The organism is Altererythrobacter sp. BO-6 (genome assembly GCF_011047315.1).
Taxonomy (GTDB): Bacteria; Pseudomonadota; Alphaproteobacteria; order Sphingomonadales; family Sphingomonadaceae; genus Erythrobacter.
Map to the genome: position 1 here is coordinate 303,986 of NZ_CP049259.1, position 21,110 is coordinate 325,095.

Sequence of the window (21,110 nt, forward strand, 5' to 3'; positions counted from 1 at the left end):
GGGTTTTTGAAAAACTCCGAAGTCGATCCAAGCCATTCATTATGTTGCGCTTTCCTGCACCATATGGATCAATTCGTGTCACTTTTCAGTTTACCCTTCGATCTTCGAGAAATCCGCCACGCGGTGCACCGCATCGCGGAAGCGAAGCAGCATGTCGAGCCTTGCGGCGCGTTTGTTTTCTTCTGGCGCATTTACCGTGACTTCATCGAAGAACCGGTCGATCGGCGCGCGCAGGGTGGCAAGCGCGGCCATCGCGCCTTCGAAGTCCTCAGCCTCGATTGCGGCGGCGGCTTTCGGTTCGGCTTTATCGAGTGCGTCCACCAGCGCCTTTTCGGCTGCTTCGGGCGTGTAGGAAAGCGGGGATAGCTGCTCCGCGTAGATGTCGCGCATCTGCGGATCATCGACGTTTTCGAGCGGGTCCTCGTCGCCGGTAGATCTGATCTCGCCGCGCGTGCCGTGCCAGTCTTCCTTCTTGAGGATATTGGCCGCGCGCTTGTAACCCGCGAGCAGGTTCGCGCCGTCTTCGGTGTCCATGAAGGATTGGAGGGCGTGAACGCGGGCGAGCAGACGGACGAGGTCATCCTCAACGTTGCCCGTTTCTTGGCCAAGCGCAAACACCGCATCGATCAGGTCATGGCGAACGCCTGCCTCTCGCTGCTGGACCTTGAGACGGTCAGCGAAGAATTCGAGGAGGTCGCCTTCGCCTGCGCTCATTCGCAGATTGTTCTCGGTGAGAAGGCGAAGAACACCAAGCGCAGCACGGCGAAGCGCGAAGGGGTCTTTGACCCTGTCGGTTTTTCATCAATTGAGAAGAAGCTGCGTAACGTATCCAGCTTGTCCGCCAGCGACACCGCCACCGTCACCGGCGCGGTCGGCACTTCGTCGCCCTGCCCGACAGGTTTGTAGTGATCGCGGATCGCGTCGGCGACTTCGTCAAGAAGGCCCTCGGCGCGGGCATAATAGCCGCCCATCAGGCCCTGCAATTCGGGGAATTCGCCGACCATCTCGGTGACGAGATCGGCCTTGCACAGGCGTGCGGCCTGTTCGGCAAGGTCGGCGAGCCTGGCCACCTCTTCGTCATTCCCGCGAACGCGGGAATCCATCTTACTATCTGTACTAACATCGCCATGGACTCCCGCTTTCGCGGGAGTGACGATGTTTTGTTCTACCAGCCACCGCGCCAGCTTGGCCACGCGAGCGACCTTGTCGGCGACGGTGCCCAGCTTCTCGTGGAAGGTGATCCGCTCCAGCTTCTTCGCATGCTCGGCAAGCGGCGTCTTCTGGTCGAGTTCCCAGAAGAACCGCGCATCGGACAGCCGCGCGGCGAGCACCTTGCGGTTGCCGTCGACCACCACCGCCGGGTCTTCCGGGTCGATATTGGCGGTGCAGACAAACGCATTGGCCAGCTTGCCTGCGCTGTCCTCGCAGACGAAATACTTCTGGTTCACCCGCGCGGTGAGCTGGATCACCTCCGGGGGAACGTCGAGATAGCTCTCGTCGAAACGGCCGAGCAACGGCACGGGCCACTCGGTAAGGCCGGCGTTTTCGATTACGAGGCCTTCGTCCTCGACAAGAGTCAGACCGGCAGCTTCGGCAGCGGCTTTCGCGCCTTTTCGGACAGCGTCCTGCCGTTCCTCGTGATCGACGACGACATGGCAGGCGCGCAGCTTTTCGGCATAGTCTGCCGCGCTACCGATCGTGATCTCGCCCGAATGATGAAAGCGATGCCCCATCGTGGCATAGCTGGAGCGGATACCGTCCACTTCGCATTCGACCAGTTCCTCGCCCAGCAGCGCAACGATCCCCTGCAAAGGGCGCACCCAGCGCAAGGACTCAGTGCTAAGCGAGGCCGCGCCCCAGCGCATCGACTTGGGCCAGGCGAAATCGCGGATAATCGCGGGAATCGCTTCAGCCAGTACGTTCTTCGTCGCCCTGCCCGGCTTCTCGATAACAGCGAACCAGGTGTTGCGCCCCTTCACATCGCGCAGCTCCAGCTGGTCGCGCGTGACGCCATTCTTGCGACAGAAGCCGTCGATCGCGGCATCGGGTGCGCCTTCGGGCGGACCTTTGGCTTCCTCGCTCACCGCTTCCGTCGCCTCGGGAAGCCCGCGTGCAATCAGCGCCAAGCGACGTGGGGTCGACCAGACGGTAATCTCGCCCACGGCGACGCCTGCCGCCTCCATCTCGCGGCGGAACAGCTTCTCCAGCTCGGCGCGCGCACCGGCCTGCATCCGCGCCGGGATCTCTTCGGAGAGCAGCTCGAGGAGGAAATCGCTCATAGCGACCACTCCGGATATTTGGCCTGCCATTCGGGGCTCATCTTCTCCGCATAGGCCTCGCAGGAGGACCGCGCCAGATCGCGCACCCGGCCCATGTAGCTGGCACGCTCCTGCACGCTGATCACGCCGCGCGCCTGCAGCAGGTTGAAGATATGGCTCGCTTCCACCGCCTGTTCATAGGCAGCGATCGGCACGCCGTTAGCCAGCGCATTGCGGCACTCGGCCTCGGCCTTGTTGAACAGGTCGAACAGCGCATCGGTGTCAGCGACTTCGAAGTTCCACTTCGACATCTGGCGCTCGTTCTCAAGGAACACTTCGCCATAGGTCACACCCTGCGTGTTGAACGCGAGATCATACACATTGTCGACGCCCTGGATATACATCGCCAGGCGCTCAAGCCCGTAAGTCAGCTCGCCCGCGACCGGCTTGCAGTCAAACCCGCCCATCTGCTGGAAATAGGTGAACTGAGTCACCTCCATTCCGTCGCACCAGACTTCCCAGCCCAGGCCCCAGGCGCCCAGCGTCGGGCTTTCCCAGTCATCCTCGACAAAGCGGATATCGTGCCGCAGCGGATCGATCCCGATCACCTTGAGGCTATCGAGATACCATTGCTGGATGTCCGGCGGGCTCGGCTTCAGGATCACCTGGTACTGGTAATAATGCTGCAACCGGTTCGGGTTTTCGCCATAGCGACCATCGGTCGGTCGGCGGCACGGCTGCACAAAGGCGGCGTTCCACGGCTCCGGTCCGAGCGCGCGCAGCGTGGTGGCGGTGTGGAAGGTACCCGCTCCCATGCGCATGTCATAGGGCTGCAGGATGACGCAGCCCTTCGCGCTCCAGAAGTCATGGAGGGCAAGGATCATGTCCTGAAACGACCGTTTGGGATCGCGTGCTGGCGGTTCGAAACTCATGGGCAGCGCCCATGGCGCAGCCCCTGCCCACCGTCAATGCCGCAGTACCGAGCTACCCCCAATGTCGTAAAGTCACGACAAAAAGTAAGGTAGTCTTGACATAGTCAGCGAGATCGCGACATATAGTCAGGCATACCTGACATAACGTCAGTATAACATGACGGAGAAAGTGATGACAAACGCACTCGCACATTTCAATGAGCGAATCTGCATGACGCGCTGGCAGGCATACTTGCTGCTGGGCAGTTCCGGTTTCGCAGTCGGAACTCTGTTGGCCCGGACGGTCGATGCCATCGGCTTGTGACTAGCCATGAACAACCGCCTCAAAGTCCTGCGCGCGGAACGCGACTGGAGCCAGGCCGAACTGGCTGGCCGGCTCGACGTCTCGCGACAGGCAGTCAACGCGATCGAGACCGGCAAGCACGACCCGTCACTGCCCCTCGCATTCAAGATCGCCCGCCTGTTCAATCTGCCGATCGAGGAGATTTTCGATGATGGCCACTTCTGAAAAAGATATCGGCCCGGGTGAGGCGCGGACCCGCCAGCGCCGCCGCAGAATGTTCGCCTATTATGGTGTCAGCGGTATTGTCGGTGCTTCGCTGGGGTTTGGACTCGCTATGGTCGAACAGGGCGAAGGCAACTTCATCCGCGGCGACCTTGCCTCGCTGTCGCTTGATCCTTTGGCTGCCGTAATAGTCGCGATCGGCTTTGCTATCGGCCTCTTCGCGATCCCGCTTTGGGGATATACCCAGATTGACGAGCATCAGCTCAAGCAGAACCTGATCGGCATGGCCGGTGGATGCATGGCGGTTATCGCCGGTTATCCTATCTGGGCCGTATTGGCGATGGGCGGTTTCCTCCCCTTACCCAGCGCGATCGGAGTCTTCCTGCTGGCTTTCGCAACAATGGCGCTGACGTTTGGCGTCCTCAAACTGCGGGGATGACCAGTTTTCACCAACCATTCACTTTGACCCACCACATAATTGTGACCAAGGAGCCTATCATGCGTAATTTCAAGAAACTCACTTCTGCCCTGCTCGCTTCGACGATCGTTCTTGCAGGCCCGGCCTGGGCCGCGCAGGAAACCGAGTTGGCCTCGGCAGCGGCCAGCACCGAAGCGGCCACTGCTGCGCCAACCGGACCGGCCTTGTGGAAAGTCGCGGACGAAGACACGACGATCTACCTGTTCGGCACGGTGCATGCCCTGCCAGAGAATGTCGACTGGTACTCCAGTGCAATCGAGAATGCCCTCTCCGCGTCCGACAGCGTCGTGACTGAAATCAAGATGACGCCTGAGATGGCCGGCGAAATGCAGCAGCTCGTCATGACCAAGGGCATCCTGCCCCAGGGCACGACTCTGCGCAGCCTGTTCACCCCCGAACAGACCGCGGCCTATGAAACGGCAATGGGCAAGCTCGGCATTCCGGCCGGAGCGTTCGACCAGTTCGAGCCCTGGTATGCAGGGATGATGATGACCATGCTGCCGCTGCTCCAGCAGGGTTATTCGCCCGATGCCGGGGTGGAAAAGGTGATCCTGACCAAGGCCGGCGATAAGGATCAGCAGGCGCTGGAAACGATCGAATTCCAGATCGGCATTTTCGACGGGTTGCCACAGGAATCGCAGGTGGATTTCCTGATCCAGGCCGCTGAAGGCATCGACGAGATCAAGCCGATGCTCGACAAGATGGTGGCAGAATGGGTTGAAGGCGATGCCGATGCCCTGGCTGCGCTCATGAATGAAGGCCTGACCGATCCCAAGGTTGCCGAAGCGCTGCTCTATGCCCGCAACCGCAATTGGGCGACCTGGATCGACCAGCGGCTCGATGCGCCGGGCACCGTGTTCGTAGCTGTTGGCGCAGGCCACCTGGCCGGCGAAAACAGCGTGCAGGACGCACTCGAAGCGATCGACATCGAGGCGGTGCGGGTCCAGTGATCCGCCAGCTGATCCTGCTTGCGATGGGGGTCCTGGCATTGTCCGCCTGCAATGCCGACCCCCCACAGCAGGATGGCGAGCGCGCATCGCCCATACTGATCGAACTTGCCGATAACCAGGGCCAGCCGAAAGGCTGGCTCTTTGGCACTATCCACTCCCTTCCGCGCGATGTGCAATGGCGCAGCGAGACGCTGGACGCCGCCATCGCCGACGCCGATTTGTTGATGGTGGAGATTGCCGCGCTTGATGACCAGCAAGCATTGCGAGACGTATTTTCCCGCCTTGCTTCCACTCCGGGCCAGCCCGACGTGGGGCTCAAGGTTCCTGCTGACTATCGCCCGAAGCTGTTCGACATGATCCAGCAAACAGGTTTCAGCCCGGGCGATTTCAGCGCAACCGAAACCTGGGCCGTCGCTCTGCTGCTGGCGCAGCTGGAGGATACGGGCGATGCAGCTCATGGCGCCGATCGCGCGCTGATCCGGGACTTTGCCGGACGCGAAATCAAGGAATTCGAAGGCGCCGCCAAACAGCTCGGCATCTTCGATCGCTTGCCGGAAAGCGAACAGCGCGACCTGCTGGTTGGGGTGATTGACGACATCGAACGGCTGAAGCTTGAGCCGGGAAAATTGCGCAAGGCCTGGCTGGAAGGCGATGAGACGGCCCTGATCGAAGCCACCAACAGCGGCATCCTGGCTGACCGTGAGCTGCGCCAGGCCTTGCTGGTCGATCGCAATAACGCATGGATGGACCAGCTTGTCCCCATGCTGGAACAGGGCAAGAAGCCTTTGGTCGCTGTGGGCGCAGCGCATATCGTCGGCCCCGATGGCCTGGCCGAACTGTTGCGCCAGCGCGGCTATACCGTCACCCGCATCCAGTAAGAACGCGCTTGCCATTTGGCCCCTTGCCACGTAAGGGGCCGCCCTTCGGCGTCATGGTCATCCCTGGAGGCGTGGCGGACCGAATGACAAACCAATGCAATTCGAAAGGTATGTGACATGAGCGACGCTCTGACCCTGCCGGCCGAGGCGCGCGAACGGGCTGGCAAGGGAGCCTCCCGTGCACTGCGTCGCGAAGGCCGCGTCCCCGCCGTTATCTATGGCGGCAAGGAAGAACCCACGATGATCCACGTCGAGGCGAAGGAACTGGTCCGCCAGCTGGGCACCGGCCACTTCATGAACTCGATCGTCGAGATCACCCTCGGTGGCAAGACCATCAAGACCCTTCCCAAGGATGTGTCGCTGCATCCGGTCACGGACCGCCCCGAGCACGTCGACTTCCTGCGCCTGGCCAAGGGTGCCAAGGTTGAAGTGAACGTGCCCGTCGTGTTCGCCAATGAAGAAAAGAGCCCCGGCCTCAAGAAGGGCGGCGTGCTGAACGTGGTTCGCCACGAGCTCGACCTGATCTGCGACGCAGACCAGATCCCCAGCGAAATCGTGATCGACGTAACCGGCAAGGACGTTGGCGATTCGATCCACATCAGCGAAGTGACCCTGCCTGCGGGCAGCGAAAGCGCGATCACCGATCGTGACTTCACCATCGCTACGCTGGTTGCTCCTTCTGCGCTGAAGAAGGCTGAAGGCGATACCAGCACCGCAGCTGCCGCAAGCGAAGTGCCTGCTTCCGAGCAGGATGCCGACGAAGGCGAAGGCGAAGAAGAAGCCGGCGAAGAATAATCTTCCCGTTTCCAATGCTATCACCAAGGCGCCGGTCCAGATATGGGCCGGCGTTTTGCATTTGGGGAAGTGCAAGCTAGAGGGCGCTGATGCAAATCTGGGTAGGCCTTGGAAATCCCGGTCCGGGATATGCGATGAACCGGCACAATGTCGGCTTCATGGCCTGCGACGTGATCGCCGAAATGTATGGCTTCGGCCCGGTCCAGAAGAAATTCCAGGGATGGATCCAGGAAGGCCGGATCGGCACCGTGAAGGTCCTGCTGCTCAAGCCCGCCACTTTCATGAACGAAAGCGGCCGCAGCGTGGGCGAGGCATTGCGCTTCTACAAACTCGGTACCGATGCGCTGACCGTGTTCCATGACGAACTCGACCTCGCGCCATTCAAGGTCAAGGTGAAGCAAGGCGGCGGCACCGCCGGGCATAATGGGCTGCGCAGTATCGATAAGCATCTCGGCCCCGATTTCCGCCGGGTGCGGATCGGAATCGGCCATCCCGGGCACAAGGACCGTGTGCATGGCTATGTGCTGGGCAATTACGCGAAGAGCGAGCAGGACGATCTCGTCCATATGCTGGGCGCCATAGCGGCCGAAGCCGAATGGCTCGCCAAGGGCGACGACGCCCGCTTCATGAACGATGTAGCAATACGCATGCAGGATTGACGCTCATTGTCATCGTATTACTGTTATAGATCAGTAACACGAGGAGGCGATGATGGGCTATTGGCAAGGGATAATCACCGGTGCGGCACTGGTCGGTATGGCAGTTGCCCTGACCGCTGCCACCCGTTCCAAACAAGTCACCACGTTGGACGTGGAGCGGATCAATATACGTGAGCCGGACGGCACGCTGCGCCTAGTCATATCGGGCAAGGACCGCTTTCCCGGCTCGTTCGTCAAGGGCGAAGAGATGGCCCGCCCCGATCGGCGGCATGCGGCCGGCCTGCTGTTCCTCAACGACGAAGGCACCGAAAACGGCGGCTTGATCTGGGCCGGCAACAGCAAGGACGGAACCATCAATGCCGGCGCAAGCCTGACCTTCGACCGTTACGAAAACGATCAGACCATTCAATTGCTGCAAACCGACAGTGGTGACCGCGATCTGGCTGCATTGATCATATCCGATCGCCCCAACGGATCGATGTTCGAAAGCAAGGACGGAAAGCTGGCAGTCAAACCGGGCGCCGCAGAGGGCCCCCCGCGCCTGTTTGTCGGAAAATCGAGAGACCGCGCTTCGGTTGTCATGCTGCAGGATGCCAATGGCATACCGCGGCTTATGCTGAGGGTCGATCCCGATGGCACCAGTTCCATCGACTTCATCGACGAAAAAGGCGAGGTCCTGCGCAGTATCGGCCCCCGCGATTAGACATCGCCGGCGACTTGTCTATTGGCTGCGTGCTCGCGCCTGACTACGCGCAGCGCCATGACCCAATCATCCCAGCGTTTCCTGATCGTCGGCCCTTGCGGGGCCGGTAAATCGACCTTTGGCTTTGCCTTGGCGGCAGTGACCGGCCTGCCGCTGTTTCACATGGACAAGCTCAACTGGAAGCCGGGCTGGGTTGATTCCACCGATGAAGAACTGCGCACCAGATTGCGCGAAGTGGTCAAGGGCGAACGTTGGATCATCGAAGGGACTTATGGCGGTACGTTGGACGAGCGCCTGCCCCGCGCGGACACGGTTGTATATCTCGACTATCCGATCCCGCTGTGTTTCTGGAGAGTGCTCAAACGTATCGTCACATGGCGCGGCCGCGCCCGTCCTGACATGACCGAAGGCTGCCCGGAGCGGCTCGACCTTGCCTTCCTCCTTTACGTTGCGCGCTGGAACTATGGCTCGCGGCAAAGGTTGGAAGGGCGGATAAGCGCCCATCGCGACAAGGTGGTCCGGCTGAAGAACTCGCGCGCAGCGCAGCACTGGCTGGACTCGCTTGCTCAGTGACAGGCGCTATGCTGAACCAGAGGAGAGTTGCCATGCCCGCCATTGACCGCCGCAGCCTGCTTGCAGGCGCCGCCGCTACCAGCGCCTTTGCCGCCACCGCTTCCTTCGCCCAGCCCGACCAGGTGCAGGCCGAACCGGACCTGTCGGGCAAGGCGATCCTGATCACCGGGTGCTCATCCGGCTTCGGGCGACTGATGGCCGAAGACTATGCCCGCAAAGGCGCGAAAGTGTTCGCCACGATGCGCAACCTGCCCCGTCCTGAAGCCGACGAACTGCGCCAGCTCGCGGAGAGCGAAAAGCTCGACCTGCATCTGATCGAAATCGACGTAACGTCGGATGAGCAGGTCGCTGCCGGTGTCGCCGAGGCAGAGCGGATCAACGGCGGGCCGCTCGACGTGCTGATCAACAATGCGGGCGTAGGCTACGCCGGGCCGATCGAACTGCAAGACATGATCGCGACGCAGCTGATTTTCGACACCAATGTCTATGGCCCCCACCGCATGGCGCGCGCTGCCTTGCCGGGCATGCGCAAGGCCAAGAGCGGCATGATCTTCAACATCTCCTCTCAGCTCGGGCGGGTCATCGTCCCTTCCTCCGGGCATTATTCGCCCACCAAATTTGCGCTGGAGGCGATGAGCGAGGCGATGGCATACGAACTCGCTCCGCACGGCGTGGAAGTCTGCGTGATCCAGCCCGGCGGCTATCCCACCAAGGTATGGGTCAACCGCAACCAGCTTGCCAGCGAACTGAAGGACCGGCTCAGCGAAGAGCAGGCGGCAGCTTATCCCGAACTGGTTGACCGGATGGGCAAGGAAGACGGCACCCGCCGCACCGCCGATCCGATGGACGTGCCGCGCGCGATCGCAGAGATCATCGCCATGCCCCCCGGCACGCGCCCGCTGCGCCGCGCGGTGCATCCCGGCGCCAAGCCGCAGGAAGCAATCAACCGGGTCAGCGCGGAAACGCAGGTCGCCATGTTGGGCAACTCGCCGTTCGGCCCATGGGTCAAGGCAGTGCATAACGTCTGAAACTCTGGCCATTGGCGCGCAGCACGGCTAAGGGCCGCGCCAATCATCTTATCCGGAGTTTTCGATGGGTTTCCGCTGCGGGATCGTCGGCCTGCCGAATGTCGGCAAGTCCACCCTGTTCAATGCATTGACCGAGACGCAGGCCGCGCAGGCTGCGAATTATCCGTTCTGCACGATCGAGCCCAATGTCGGCCAGGTCGCGGTGCCGGACGAGCGGCTCGACCAGATCGCGGCGATCGCCAAGAGTGCGAAGGTGGTGCCGACCCAGCTCGCCTTCGTTGACATCGCAGGACTGGTCAAAGGTGCCAGCAAGGGCGAAGGCCTGGGCAACCAGTTCCTCGGCAATATCCGCGAGGTTGACGCAATTGTGCACGTGTTGCGCTGCTTCGAAGATGACGACATCCAGCATGTCGCCAACAAGGTCGATCCGATCGCGGACGCCGAAGTGGTCGAAACCGAGCTGATGCTGTCAGACCTGGAAAGCCTGGAAAAGCGCGTGCCCGCCGCGCAGAAGCGCGCGACCGGCGGCGACAAGGAAGCCAAGCTGATGGCGAGCGTGCTGGGCCAGGCGCTCGACCTGCTGCGCGAAGGCAAGCCCGCGCGGCTGACCGAACCCAAGGACGATGAAGAAGCACGGATTTTCAAGCAGGCGCAGCTGCTGACCGCAAAGCCCGTGCTCTATGTATGCAACGTGGCCGAGGAAGACGCGGCGGAGGGCAATGAATTGTCCGCCAAGGTGTTCGAAAAGGCGGCCTCTGAAGGTGCCGAGGCGGTGGTTGTTTCCGCCGCGATCGAAAGCGAGCTGGTGGCGATGCCGCTGGAAGAGCGCGCCGAATATCTCGAAGCGCTGGGGCTGACGGAGAGCGGGCTCAGCCGCGTGATCCGTGCTGGCTACAAGCTGCTCGGCCTCAAGACCTTCTTCACCGCCGGGCCGAAGGAAGCGCGCGCCTGGACTTTCCCCGCAGGTGCCAAGGCCCCGCAGGCTGCTGGCGAAATCCATACCGATTTCGAACGCGGCTTCATCCGCGCTGAAACCATCGCCTATGAAGATTATGTATCGCTGGGCGGCGAAAGCGGTGCCAAGGAAGCGGGCAAGCTGCGCCAGGAAGGCAAGGAATATGTCGTTCAGGACGGTGATGTGATGCTGTTCAAGTTCAACGTCTAGATTGCTTCGACTGGGTAGATTTCGGCCAGCCATTCCAGCCAGTCATCTTCAAGTTCGTCAATTGCGGCGGGCAAACCATTCTTATCGCCATGTGCAGCCAGCCACAGCCCGAAATCGGGGTTTTCAGCCATGGCGCCCGCAATAGTGCCGAAGATCACAGGTTTACCGCTCCGATGAAGGATATAATCGGCAAAGAGGCGTGACTGCAGGTAAAAGCGTATCCCATCCCCTGCTACTCGCTGGGCCTCCGGCCCGGTCAGCACGCGGATGGTCGCCCCTCCGATGTTGGGTCCACCAGGTGTCTGGGCCAGGAGCTCCTGCGGGTTGCCGCCTACCGGGTGCGCCTTGGTGAGGTAGGCCTTCAGATCAAGCAATTCGTCAGTCACCGTTTCATTGCGTGCCATGGCCAACCGAATCGCGAGATAGCGCTCGCCGAAATGCCGTCTGCGCTGCGCGGAAGCTTCGTCCGGTTCGTGCAGCACGGCGGCAAGTTCGTCCAGCCAGTCCGGGCCTGGGCCGCCGTAGTGGCCTCCGGGCATAGCTAGCGAATTCGGCCAAAAAGCATGGATTAGCCACATGTGTCCAAGTTCGTGGGGTATCGCTGTTCTATCGCGGTCTTCGGCTGCCTTGTCCGAAACGCGCGACTCGAGCTGAGCCAGGGCCGATTGCCAGGCTAGTTCGCGCTGGGAATCGTCCAACATCGATGCGCTGGCATCGAATGCTCGCCTTACCGATTCCGTCATCTGGTTGCGGAAGCCTTGCGGCGACAACCAGGGCAGAATCGCGGCATAGCCCGCATCCTTAAGCGCCTCCCGCTCTGAATCGCTGAGTCCGCCTTCAGTCCGTTCCACGATTACGTAATGCGCCGGGGGCCTGCCGAACATGGCTTCAAAGTTTGACGCACCGGATTCGGCAAGCGAGATCAGTATACCTGCCCGCTCGGCGCTGTCGGCGATCACAAGCCCGCGATCCGTGCTGGCGCAATGCTTGTCGAGAATTTCAAGGTCGGCAATTTGTGGGCAGTTTTCAGCGGTTGCAGGCGCAGCCAGGGTCGCAAGGGCAAGGGCCGCGAGAGCATTATAGCGCATGCAAAGTCTCCGTCGATTACAGTCGTAAGTTCATTTACAATTGTAGTCAGTTGATGGAAGCCCCGCCTGGTGCACTAGTACACCAATCTTGACAGACCCGAGCGTGCTCAAGAAAGGACCGCGCATGGCTGATGGACGACTCTATTACGAAGACATCGAAGTCGGGAAGAAATCCTCTTTCGGGCGCTACGAAGTTACGCGCGAGGAAGTGCTGGAATTCGCCCGCAAATACGATCCGCAGGCGTTCCACCTCGATGACGAGGCGGCTGCGAAGACGCATTTCGGGCGGCTTTCTGCCAGCGGATGGCACACCTGCGCCATGACCATGGCGATGATGGTCGAGAACATGAAGGGCACCAAGCAGGCAGGGCTCGGCTCACCCGGAGTCGACAACCTTCAGTGGAAGAAGCCGGTCTATCCCGGCGATACACTGCGCGTCGAAAGCGAAGTGATCGAAAAGCGCCGCAGCAAGTCGCGGCCCGAAATGGGCATCTTCAAGAGCCGCGCACAGGTGTTCAACCAGAACGGCGAGGTGGTGCTGGAAATGACCTCGAACGGGCTGATCGCCGTGCGTGAGCCGGGTGTGGGGCTGTCTTGATAGCGCGAGAAACGAAAGGTTCAGTGACCTAATCCAGCTGTGCGATTGCCTGCACCTTGATCTTGGCTCCAAACGGAAGGGCGGCGGCCTCGTAAATCGTACGTGCCGGATATGGATCGAAAAGCTCGCTGCAGAGCGCATTTACTTCAGGAAGGTCGCGCTGCAGATTGGTGAAAGCGATATCGACATAGACTATATCGCTGCGCTTGAATCCGGCAGCTTGCGCAATCAGGAACACAAGATCGAACGCCCTTTGAGCCTCTTCCCGTGCGGTACCCGGTCGATAGCCCTCGTCATAGACCGATAGCTGCCCTGAGATGTGGCAGATATTCCCGCACACAACCGCGTTCGAAATTGGAGAGGGTGACTTTGGGACACCCTCAACTTCGCTAATGTATCGCTTTGCCAGTTCAGCCTCCCAATCCGGAATACAACGCCGTTATTTCAGTGATGGCGCGTCATCAACTGTCCCGGAGAACTAGTAGTCCGGCCTAGTCTGGTTATCGGAATTGCGATGCCGCTCGCATCAATGCCGCCCGAACAGCTTCTCGACGTCTTCCATGCTCAGCTTGACCCAGGTCGGGCGGCCGTGATTGCACTGGCCTGAGCGCGGGGTTCGCTCCATCTCGCGCAGCAGCGCGTTCATCTCTTCGACACGCAGCACCCGCCCTGCCCTGACCGAACCGTGACACGCCATGGTGGCGAGTACGTGCTCGAGCTTTTCTTCGAGCAGCAGCGCCTGCCCATGCTTGGCGATATCGTCCGCAAGGTCGGTCAGCAGCGCCTGCGGATCGGCCTTCGCCAGCGCCGTGGGCAGCGCGCGCACCAGCATCGCGCCCGGGCCGAAGCGTTCGATCGCCAGCCCGAATTGCGCGAAACCTTCGGCAGCCTCTTCAAGTCGGTCGCAATCAACCTCGTCCAGCTCGACCACATCGGGCACCAGCAGCGCTTGAGAGCGGGCAACAGCATCCCCCGCCCCCGCTGCGCGCAGCCGCTCCAGCACGAGTCGTTCGTGCGCTGCGTGCTGATCGACCAGAACCAACCCGTCGGCCGCCTCTGCCACGATATAGGTGTTCGCCACTTGCCCGCGCGCAATTCCGAGCGGGAAGTCCTGCGCCGTTTCCGCTTCTTCGACCTGCGTCGCGCGACCCTGCGGTGCGAAATCGTCGCGCGCCATGACTTCGCCTTCATAGGCGCGCCAGGCACGCCCGGCTTCGCTGACGCGCGGCTTTTGCGCCGACCAATCGCGAGAAAAGATGCTGGCGAGCGCTGGCGCTGCCTCTTGGACGGGTTCGCTTTGCCACCGCTCCATCGCCCCGCGATCCGGACCTTGCGCGGATCGCCGGTCGCCCGTTGCGAGAGCTTGCCGCAATCCGGAAACGATGAACCCGCGCACGCCCGCCGCGTCGCGGAAGCGCACCTCGGTCTTCGCCGGATGGACGTTCACATCGACATCCTCGGGCGGCAAGTCGAGGAACAGCGCCAGCACCGCGTGACGATCGCGTGCCAGCATATCGGCATAGGCGCCGCGCACCGCGCCCACCAGCAACCGGTCTTTCACAGGGCGACCGTTGACGAACAGGTACTGGTGATCGGCCACCCCGCGGTTGTAGGTCGGCAGGCCCGCGATCCCTGACAGCCGCATGCTGCCGCCCGGTCCTTCACGCTCTGCGGAGATGGCGACGCTGTTGTCCTTGAGGTCACGCGCGACGATGCCGGCCACCCGGTCTGCCAGAGGTTCGCTCGCCTGCAGGCCAAGAATGCGCCGGTCGCCATGCTCGAGCGAGATCGCCACATCGGGCCGCGCCATCGCCAAACGACGCACCACATCAAGACAAGTGGCATATTCGCTGCGGGCCGTGCGCAGGAACTTGCGCCGCGCGGGCACCTTGGCGAACAGTTTTTCGACTTTGACCCGGGTGCCCGGCGGCAATGCAGCCGGCGCTTCCTCGATGACCTGGCCATGGTCGACCACTACCTTCCAGCCATCGTCCGCGCCCCTCACCCGGCTTTCGATTGTCAGCTGCGCCACGCTGGCGATCGAGGGCAAGGCCTCACCACGAAAGCCCAGTGTCGTGACTTGCTCGATCGCGTCATCGGGCAACTTGGAGGTGGCATGGCGTTCGAGCGCCAGCGTCATCTCGGCCGCGCTCATACCGCAGCCATCGTCCACCACTTCGATCTTGCCCAGGCCGCCATCGACCAGTTTCACCGCAATGCGAGTCGCGCCCGCATCGATCGCGTTTTCGACCAGTTCCTTGAGCGCCGCAGCGGGCCGCTCCACCACTTCGCCGGCGGCGATGCGGTTGACTAGGCTTTCGGGAAGGAGGCGAATTTGCGGCATTGCCAGCAGGGTAGCGGTCAGCCGCTGGAAATTCGAGGCCAACGGTGAAAAATCTGGGTTCCTGTGAACAAATATTTTGGCCTTTTGCAGGCGTATCGACTAGAGCCGCAAGCATCCCGTCCATCGCGGATCGCAGCGCGCGGCAGAATGGCAGCCAAAGCGGTCTCCTATTTCGAAATTGCACCTTGAAATGAGCTTCTTTTCCAATCTCCTGAAATTCGGTTCGCACAACATGGCCATCGACCTGGGTACGGCCAACACCCTCGTTTATGTGCAGGACCAAGGCATCATCCTGAACGAGCCTTCGGTGGTCGCGATCGAGACGATCAATGGCGACAAGCGCGTCAAGGCCGTGGGTGACGATGCGAAGATGATGATGGGCAAGACGCCGGACACAATCCAGGCCATCCGCCCGCTGCGCGATGGGGTGATCGCGGATATCCAGATCGCGGAAGAGATGATCAAGCACTTCATCCGCAAGGTGCACGGCAAGCGCAGCCTGTTCCGCTATCCCGAAATCGTGATCTGCGTGCCTTCGGGCGCCACCTCGGTCGAAAAGCGCGCAATCCGTGACGCTGCCTCGAACGCGGGCGCATCGGAAGTCTACCTGATCCTCGAACCCATGGCGGCAGCAATCGGCGCTGACATGCCCGTGACCGAACCGGTCGGCAGCATGGTAGTCGACATCGGCGGCGGCACAACCGAAGTTGCGGTGCTTTCCTTGCGCGGCCTCGCCTATACCACCTCGGTGCGCACCGGCGGCGACAAGATGGACGAATCGATCATTTCCTACGTCCGTCGCCACCATAACCTGCTGATCGGCGATGCCACGGCAGAGCGGATCAAGAAGGATTACGGGATCGCCGTGATGCCCGAAGACGGGATCGGCGAGACCTTCGCGATCAAGGGACGCGACCTGGTGAACGGCGTGCCCAAGGAAATCACCATCAACCAGTCGCATATCGCCGAAGCGCTCTCCGAGCCGATCGGGGCAATCGTGGAAGGCGTGCGGATCGCGCTGGAAAACACTGCGCCCGAACTGGCTGCGGACATCGTTGACCAGGGCATCGTGCTGACCGGCGGCGGCGCGCTGATCAAGCGCCTCGATGAACACCTGCGCGAAGAAACCGGCCTGCCGGTAAGCATTGCCGAAGACCCGCTGTCCTGCGTTGCCATTGGCACGGGGCGCGCCATGGAAGATCCGATCTATCGCGGCGTCTTGATGCAGGAATAAGGGAAGCAGATCGCCATGGCGCCAAATTCATCCCGGCGCTCGGGCCATTCGCGCAGGGCGCAGTATTCGCTTTTCACAAGCTATGTGGTCGCGGCGATCGGTGCGTTGATCGGCGCAATCCTGCTGGGCATTTCGTTATGGCAGCCAAGCGCAACCAGCGGCCTTCGCGGCGCCGCTGCTGACGCGGTCGAGCCTGCGGGGCAAGCTGCCGCTGCCGCACGCGGCGGTGCGGGCGGAATCCTGGACACGATCACCGGTTATTTTCGTGCCGGCAGCCAGAATGCCGCGCTCCGCAAGGAACTGGAGCTGGCCCGCATCCGCCTGGCAGAGGCCGGTGCCACAGCCCAGGAAAATGCGCGGCTGAAGGGTTTGCTCAAGCTCGATGATGCGGAACAACCTGCAATTGCGGTCACAACCATAGTCGGCTCCACCGCCAGCAGCGCGCGGCGTTTTGCCTATATCGGGGCGGGCGCGCGCGACGGCGTGAAACCGGGTATGCCGGTGCGTTCGGCGCGCGGGGTCGTTGGCCGGGTGCTTGAGACTGCCAACACGACTTCGCGCGTGCTCCTTTTGACCGACAGCGAAAGCGTGCTGCCGATCCGCCGCGCCAGCGACGGTCTGATCGCCTTTGCCGAAGGCCGGGGCGACGGCTTCCTGCGTATCCGCCTCATCAATCTTGGCATCAATCCTCTGAAGCCTGGCGATATCTTCGTCACCAGCGGTGCCGGCGGCTACTACCGTCCGGGAACAGCCGTCGGCGTGCTGACCGAAGTGCGGCCCGATGGCGGGCTGGCGCGCATGATCGCCGAACCCTCCGGCACCGATTTTGTCAGGGTTGAACCCGTTTGGCAGCCGCGCCAGGTCGAGGCCGCAGGCCAGACGCCCGACAGAGCGATCAGCGAACCGGGCGCGGGCACGTGATCCGGCCTGACACCACCCCTCGCACGCGGCCCAACCCTTATCGCAAGCGGATCAACCGCGAGCCATCCCCATTGCTGGCCAACACGGTTCCCTATGCCACGATTGCGCTGGCATCGATGCTGCCGCTGCTGTTCGTGGCACCGGTGGGTGCAGCTGTACCGCCGCTCGGCTTCATGATGCTGGTCGGATGGCGATTGATGCGCCCAGGCCTGATGCCCAGCTGGATCGGGCTGCCACTTGGGGCATTCGACGACCTGTTCAGCGGGCAACCCTTTGGCTGCGCGATCCTGCTATGGTCCATGACGATGCTGATTTTCGAATGGATCGAAGCACGCTGGCCATGGCGCGGTTTCTGGCAGGACTGGGCTGCAGCTGCGGTGGCGACGGCAGCCTACATTGTGCTGGCCGTGATGTTTTCCGGCGCTCCCTTGCGCGGGCCGGTGCTCGTTTCGACCTTGCCAGTGCTCTTGAGTGCGGTCTTGCTATACCCGATGGTTGCAGGGCTGGTTGCATGGTTTGACCGGCTCCGGCTGCTGCGGATCCGGGAGGTCAAGTGATGGACCGGCTTGGCTTGCGCTCTTCCTTTACCGCCGCCCAGCTCAAGAACAGCTTCGACCGGCGCAGCTTCGTGGTTGGCACAATGATGGGAGGGGTCGGCGTACTGCTGGCTGTCCGCATGTCCTATCTCGCGATCGCCGAGAACGAGAAATACCGCACGGAAGCCGAAAGCAACCGGGTCAATCTGACGCTGATCCCCCCTCGCCGGGGCTGGATCCTAGACCGGAACGGAGCACCGCTGGCTTCAAATCGCGCCGATTTCCGCGTCGATGTGATCCCGGAGCGACTGCAAAACCCCGACGCCACCATTGACCGGCTCGGCGCCTTGCTGTCGCTTGAGCCCGACCGGATCGCCGACATCAAGACGGAAATCGCCAGCGCGCGCGGCTTCCAGCCCATCGAGGTCGCCAGTCGGCTCGATTACGAACAGTTCGCTGCGCTCAGCGTGCGCCTGCCCGATCTGCAGGGCGTGGTGCCACAACGCGGCTTCTCGCGCTTCTATCCCACCGGCCCCAGCGTGGGCCACCTGATCGGCTATGTCGGACCAGCCTCTGCCGAGGAGTACGAGAAGGACCGAAATCCGCTCCTGATCACGCCCGGTTACAAGATCGGCAAGGACGGGATGGAGAAGCAGTTCGAGCAGACCCTGCGCGGGGTGCCGGGTGCACGGCGGGTCGAGGTAACCGCCTCGGGCCGGATCGTGCGCGACCTTGAAACGCGCGAGGATATCCAGGGCGATGCGGTACGACTGACGATCGATGGCCCGCTGCAGGATTATGCCGCACGCCGGATCGGCCTCGAATCCGGTTCGGTCGTGGTAATGGATTGCCGCACGGGCGACCTCCTATGCATGGCTTCGATGCCCAGCTTCGATCCCAACAGCTTTTCCGACGGGATTGGTAGCATCGAATACGCGATGCTGCGTGATGATGAGCGGGTGCCGCTGCGCAACAAGGTGTTGAAGGGGCTGTATCCACCGGGGTCGACGGTCAAGCCCATGGTATCCATGGCGCTATTGAAAGAACAGGTCGACCCTGAAGAAACCGTTTTCTGCGGCGGAGGCCTGCGTGTCGGTAACCGCGTGTTCCGGTGCTGGAACCGGCGCGGTCATGGCCACGTCAATATGGCCAAGGCCATCTACCAAAGCTGTGATGTTTATTATTACCACATGGCGCAACGCGTGGGCATGGATCCAATCGCGGAAATGAACAAGCGCTGCGGTCTGGGCGAGGAATTCCCCCCTTCCCGTCACCAGCCAGTTCTACGGCACTGTGCCCGATCCAGCCTGGAAACTCGCCAAATTCGGGCGCGAATGGCAGGCTTTCGACACGGTCAATGCCACCATCGGCCAGGGTTACATGCTCGCAAGCCCTTTGCAGCTGGCCGTCAGCGCGGCGCGGCTTGCAACCGGCCATCATGTGATGCCCCGATTAACACTGGATACCCCGCCGAAGGGTTTTGACCAGGTCGACTTTCCGGCAGACCATGTTGCTTATGTGCGCCAGGCCATGAGCGATGTGGTCAACGGCCCTGGCACTGCCGGAAGGGGCCGCTTGCCTTTGGATGACATATTGATGGCCGGCAAGACTGGGACCGCGCAGGTCGTCTCGCTCAACAAATCAGACGGCAAAAGCGGGCCCTGGAAATATCGCGACCACGGGCTGTTCACCTTTTTCGCTCCGTTTGACAACCCGCGTTATGCCGGCGCGGTTGTGATCGAGCATGGCGGCGGCTCGGGCGCGGCCTATCCGATCGCGCGCGACGTGATGACCTTCATGTTCGACCCGGCAAAGGGCCTGGAGGCATTGAAAGCGCTCGAGGCACAGTGGGGCGGGAACGCGCAGCAGCGGCTTGCGGCCAAGTATGCGGCGTACGCGTCGGAGCGAGGCGAGTTCGTCCCCCCCTGCCCCGCGGCGCAGTGAAGAGATTTTCGACCAGGTCGAGGCTGAGGCCCGTGTTGCAGCGACACAAGCCGAAGAAATTGCCGACGACGCAGTCACTCCGCGCCCGGAGGCCAACCCGGCCGGTGCGCCCAGACCCAATCCAGTCGATCAGATCCTTGGGCAGGTTTCGGAATGAACTCGCTGATCCCCGAACCGATCGCCCGGCAGCCCTGGGCGATGTTGATCCCACTGTTTATGCTGGTAAGCTTCGGCGCTGCTGTGTTGTATTCCGCAGCCGGCGGGTCGATGGATCCCTTCGCATCATCGCACCTCCTCCGCTTCGCGGTGTTCCTGGTGATGGCATCGATCATCACCGTACTCCCGGCGGATTTCGTCAAGCTGATGATCTATCCCGCCTATGGCGTCGTCTTGCTTTTGCTGGTCGCGGTCGAGGCGATCGGCTTTGTCGGAGGCGGCAGCCAGCGCTGGCTCAACCTCGGCTTCATGCAGTTGCAACCCTCCGAACTCATGAAGCCAATGGTCGTGCTGGTGCTTGCACGATTCTATTCGACGCTGCCCGCCGGAATGATCGGCAGCTGGCAGGCACTAGCTGTGCCGGCCGGCTTTGTCGGCGCGCCGATGGCGCTGGTGCTGATGCAGCCCGACCTCGGCACCGCACTTGCGATCGGATTTGGCGGAGCAGTGGTGATGCTGCTGGCTGGGTTGCCGATGCGCTGGTTCGTTCTTGGCGGCGTATTGGCAGCGGTGGCCGCGCCGCTTGCCTATTTCTTCGGTCTCAAGGATTACCAGCGCCGCCGGGTCACAACCTTCCTTGATCCCGAAAGCGACCCGCTTGGCTCAGGCTATCACATCACTCAATCCAAGATCGCGATCGGCTCCGGCGGATTCAGCGGCAAGGGCTTCAACGAAGGTTCGCAAAGCCATCTGCAATATTTGCCGGAGCCGCACACCGATTTCGTGTTTGCGACCATGGCTGAGGAATGGGGCCTGCTGGGGGGACTGTTTGTCCTGATCATATTCGCGGTAATCTTGCGATGGGGTTGGGGCGTGGCGCTGAAGTCGCAAGACCGGTTTGCGCGACTGCTCGCTGGCGGCATGGTGGCGACGGTCTTTTTCTATATCGCGATTAATTTGATGATGGTGATGGGCCTCGCGCCAGTCGTTGGTATCCCTTTGCCCTTCATGAGCCATGGCGGTTCTTCGATGATGACCAACATGATCTGCATCGGCGTATTGATGATGGTGAACCGCTGGAACCGGATCACGCCCCGCCGCGGATTGAGCTGATTGAAAGCAGCCATTCGCAGCCCCTTCCCTTTATCGCAATCAGCGCTATATGAGCGCCTCCCGGCGATTCGCCGGGCCAGCGGAAATTCGCCAGTGTGGACGCATAGCTCAGTTGGTAGAGCAGCTGACTCTTAATCAGCGGGTCCTAGGTTCGAGCCCTAGTGCGTCCACCATCCCCTTCCAGATCAAAGAGTACGCAGGATCGCCATCCCGGCCTCTTGCAGTATTTCACATTCCACTGTCACAATGACC

20 protein-coding genes, 1 tRNA gene and 2 pseudogenes are annotated in these 21,110 nt (G+C 61.7%); 18 read left to right on the forward strand and 5 right to left on the reverse strand.

Annotated elements, in window-relative coordinates:
• Positions 1-90: 90 nt before the first annotated feature.
• Together glyS and G6N82_RS01450 are read right to left on the reverse strand one after the other, a co-directional pair.
• Positions 91-2,279 (reverse strand): annotated as a pseudogene (gene glyS, locus G6N82_RS01445) (glycine--tRNA ligase subunit beta).
• Positions 2,276-3,190, reverse strand: a complete 915-nt coding sequence (locus G6N82_RS01450; RefSeq protein WP_165193028.1) for a glycine--tRNA ligase subunit alpha — start codon at positions 3,188-3,190, stop codon at positions 2,276-2,278. Before G6N82_RS01450 ends, glyS begins: the two are co-directional and overlap by 4 nt.
• A gap of 172 nt (positions 3,191-3,362) precedes the next feature.
• Between G6N82_RS01450 and G6N82_RS15125 the strand changes: the two genes are divergently transcribed.
• The 11 genes from G6N82_RS15125 (at position 3,363) to ychF (ending at position 10,924) form a co-directional block, all read left to right on the forward strand.
• Positions 3,363-3,494: a hypothetical protein gene (locus tag G6N82_RS15125; protein WP_277601951.1), complete on the forward strand. Its 132-nt coding sequence runs from the start codon at positions 3,363-3,365 to the stop codon at positions 3,492-3,494.
• Positions 3,495-3,500: 6 nt separating this feature from the next.
• The gene (locus G6N82_RS01455) at positions 3,501-3,698 is read left to right on the forward strand and encodes a helix-turn-helix transcriptional regulator (RefSeq protein ID WP_165193030.1); all 198 of its coding nucleotides are present in this window, start codon (positions 3,501-3,503) and stop codon (positions 3,696-3,698) included.
• Positions 3,682-4,134, forward strand: a complete 453-nt coding sequence (locus G6N82_RS01460) for a hypothetical protein (protein WP_165193032.1) — start codon at positions 3,682-3,684, stop codon at positions 4,132-4,134. The genes G6N82_RS01455 and G6N82_RS01460 overlap by 17 nt, the downstream gene beginning before the upstream one ends.
• A 59-nt stretch (positions 4,135-4,193) precedes the next feature.
• Complete coding sequence (locus G6N82_RS01465) at positions 4,194-5,123, forward strand: TraB/GumN family protein (RefSeq protein WP_165193034.1); 930 nt, start codon at positions 4,194-4,196, stop codon at positions 5,121-5,123.
• Complete coding sequence (locus G6N82_RS01470; protein ID WP_165193036.1) at positions 5,120-6,001, forward strand: TraB/GumN family protein; 882 nt, start codon at positions 5,120-5,122, stop codon at positions 5,999-6,001. Before G6N82_RS01465 ends, G6N82_RS01470 begins: the two co-directional genes overlap by 4 nt.
• A gap of 117 nt (positions 6,002-6,118) precedes the next feature.
• Positions 6,119-6,796, forward strand: a complete 678-nt coding sequence (locus tag G6N82_RS01475) for a 50S ribosomal protein L25/general stress protein Ctc (protein ID WP_165193038.1) — start codon at positions 6,119-6,121, stop codon at positions 6,794-6,796.
• Between the two features lie 89 nt (positions 6,797-6,885).
• On the forward strand, positions 6,886-7,455 hold the full coding sequence (gene pth, locus G6N82_RS01480) for an aminoacyl-tRNA hydrolase (RefSeq protein WP_165193040.1): 570 nt from the start codon (positions 6,886-6,888) through the stop codon (positions 7,453-7,455).
• Between the two features lie 49 nt (positions 7,456-7,504).
• Complete coding sequence (locus tag G6N82_RS01485) at positions 7,505-8,158, forward strand: hypothetical protein (RefSeq protein WP_165193042.1); 654 nt, start codon at positions 7,505-7,507, stop codon at positions 8,156-8,158.
• A 57-nt stretch (positions 8,159-8,215) separates the two neighbouring features.
• Positions 8,216-8,731 (forward strand): topology modulation protein, encoded by a 516-nt coding sequence (locus G6N82_RS01490; RefSeq protein ID WP_165193044.1) that lies wholly within the window; start codon positions 8,216-8,218, stop codon positions 8,729-8,731.
• A 32-nt stretch (positions 8,732-8,763) separates the two neighbouring features.
• A complete protein-coding gene (locus tag G6N82_RS01495) occupies positions 8,764-9,759 on the forward strand; it encodes an SDR family oxidoreductase (RefSeq protein ID WP_165193046.1) in 996 nt (331 codons plus the stop codon).
• Positions 9,760-9,823: 64 nt separating this feature from the next.
• Entirely contained in the window at positions 9,824-10,924 is a 1,101-nt protein-coding gene (gene ychF, locus G6N82_RS01500; RefSeq protein WP_165193048.1) for a redox-regulated ATPase YchF, read from the forward strand.
• On the opposite strand, the gene G6N82_RS01505 is transcribed toward ychF, so the two are convergent.
• Positions 10,921-11,883, reverse strand: a complete 963-nt coding sequence (locus G6N82_RS01505) for a hypothetical protein (RefSeq protein ID WP_206520269.1) — start codon at positions 11,881-11,883, stop codon at positions 10,921-10,923. The two genes, ychF and G6N82_RS01505, sit on opposite strands and share 4 nt — an antisense overlap.
• A gap of 253 nt (positions 11,884-12,136) precedes the next feature.
• Here G6N82_RS01505 and G6N82_RS01510 point away from each other — a divergent pair, with 253 nt between their 5' ends.
• Positions 12,137-12,610, forward strand: coding sequence for a MaoC family dehydratase (locus tag G6N82_RS01510; RefSeq protein ID WP_165193052.1), 474 nt, complete (start codon positions 12,137-12,139; stop codon positions 12,608-12,610).
• A 28-nt stretch (positions 12,611-12,638) separates the two neighbouring features.
• On the opposite strand, the gene G6N82_RS01515 is transcribed toward G6N82_RS01510, so the two are convergent.
• A complete protein-coding gene (locus G6N82_RS01515; RefSeq protein WP_346773764.1) occupies positions 12,639-13,040 on the reverse strand; it encodes a RidA family protein in 402 nt (133 codons plus the stop codon).
• A gap of 96 nt (positions 13,041-13,136) precedes the next feature.
• On the reverse strand, positions 13,137-14,954 hold the full coding sequence (gene mutL, locus G6N82_RS01520; RefSeq protein ID WP_165193054.1) for a DNA mismatch repair endonuclease MutL: 1,818 nt from the start codon (positions 14,952-14,954) through the stop codon (positions 13,137-13,139).
• A gap of 190 nt (positions 14,955-15,144) precedes the next feature.
• Here mutL and G6N82_RS01525 point away from each other — a divergent pair, with 190 nt between their 5' ends.
• The 6 genes and pseudogenes from G6N82_RS01525 to G6N82_RS01550 all read left to right on the forward strand — a co-directional run bounded on the left by G6N82_RS01525 (position 15,145) and on the right by G6N82_RS01550 (position 21,031).
• Positions 15,145-16,188, forward strand: coding sequence for a rod shape-determining protein (locus G6N82_RS01525; protein ID WP_165193057.1), 1,044 nt, complete (start codon positions 15,145-15,147; stop codon positions 16,186-16,188).
• Positions 16,189-16,203: 15 nt separating this feature from the next.
• Positions 16,204-17,109, forward strand: a complete 906-nt coding sequence (gene mreC, locus G6N82_RS01530) for a rod shape-determining protein MreC (protein WP_165193059.1) — start codon at positions 16,204-16,206, stop codon at positions 17,107-17,109.
• Positions 17,106-17,666 (forward strand): rod shape-determining protein MreD, encoded by a 561-nt coding sequence (locus tag G6N82_RS01535; RefSeq protein ID WP_241255154.1) that lies wholly within the window; start codon positions 17,106-17,108, stop codon positions 17,664-17,666. The genes mreC and G6N82_RS01535 overlap by 4 nt, the downstream gene beginning before the upstream one ends.
• Positions 17,666-19,746 (forward strand): annotated as a pseudogene (mrdA, locus tag G6N82_RS01540) (penicillin-binding protein 2). Before G6N82_RS01535 ends, mrdA begins: the two are co-directional and overlap by 1 nt.
• Positions 19,743-20,858, forward strand: a complete 1,116-nt coding sequence (gene rodA, locus G6N82_RS01545; protein WP_165193061.1) for a rod shape-determining protein RodA — start codon at positions 19,743-19,745, stop codon at positions 20,856-20,858. Before mrdA ends, rodA begins: the two are co-directional and overlap by 4 nt.
• A gap of 97 nt (positions 20,859-20,955) precedes the next feature.
• Positions 20,956-21,031: transfer RNA gene (locus tag G6N82_RS01550), tRNA-Lys, on the forward strand.
• The last annotated feature ends 79 nt before the right edge of the window (positions 21,032-21,110 follow it).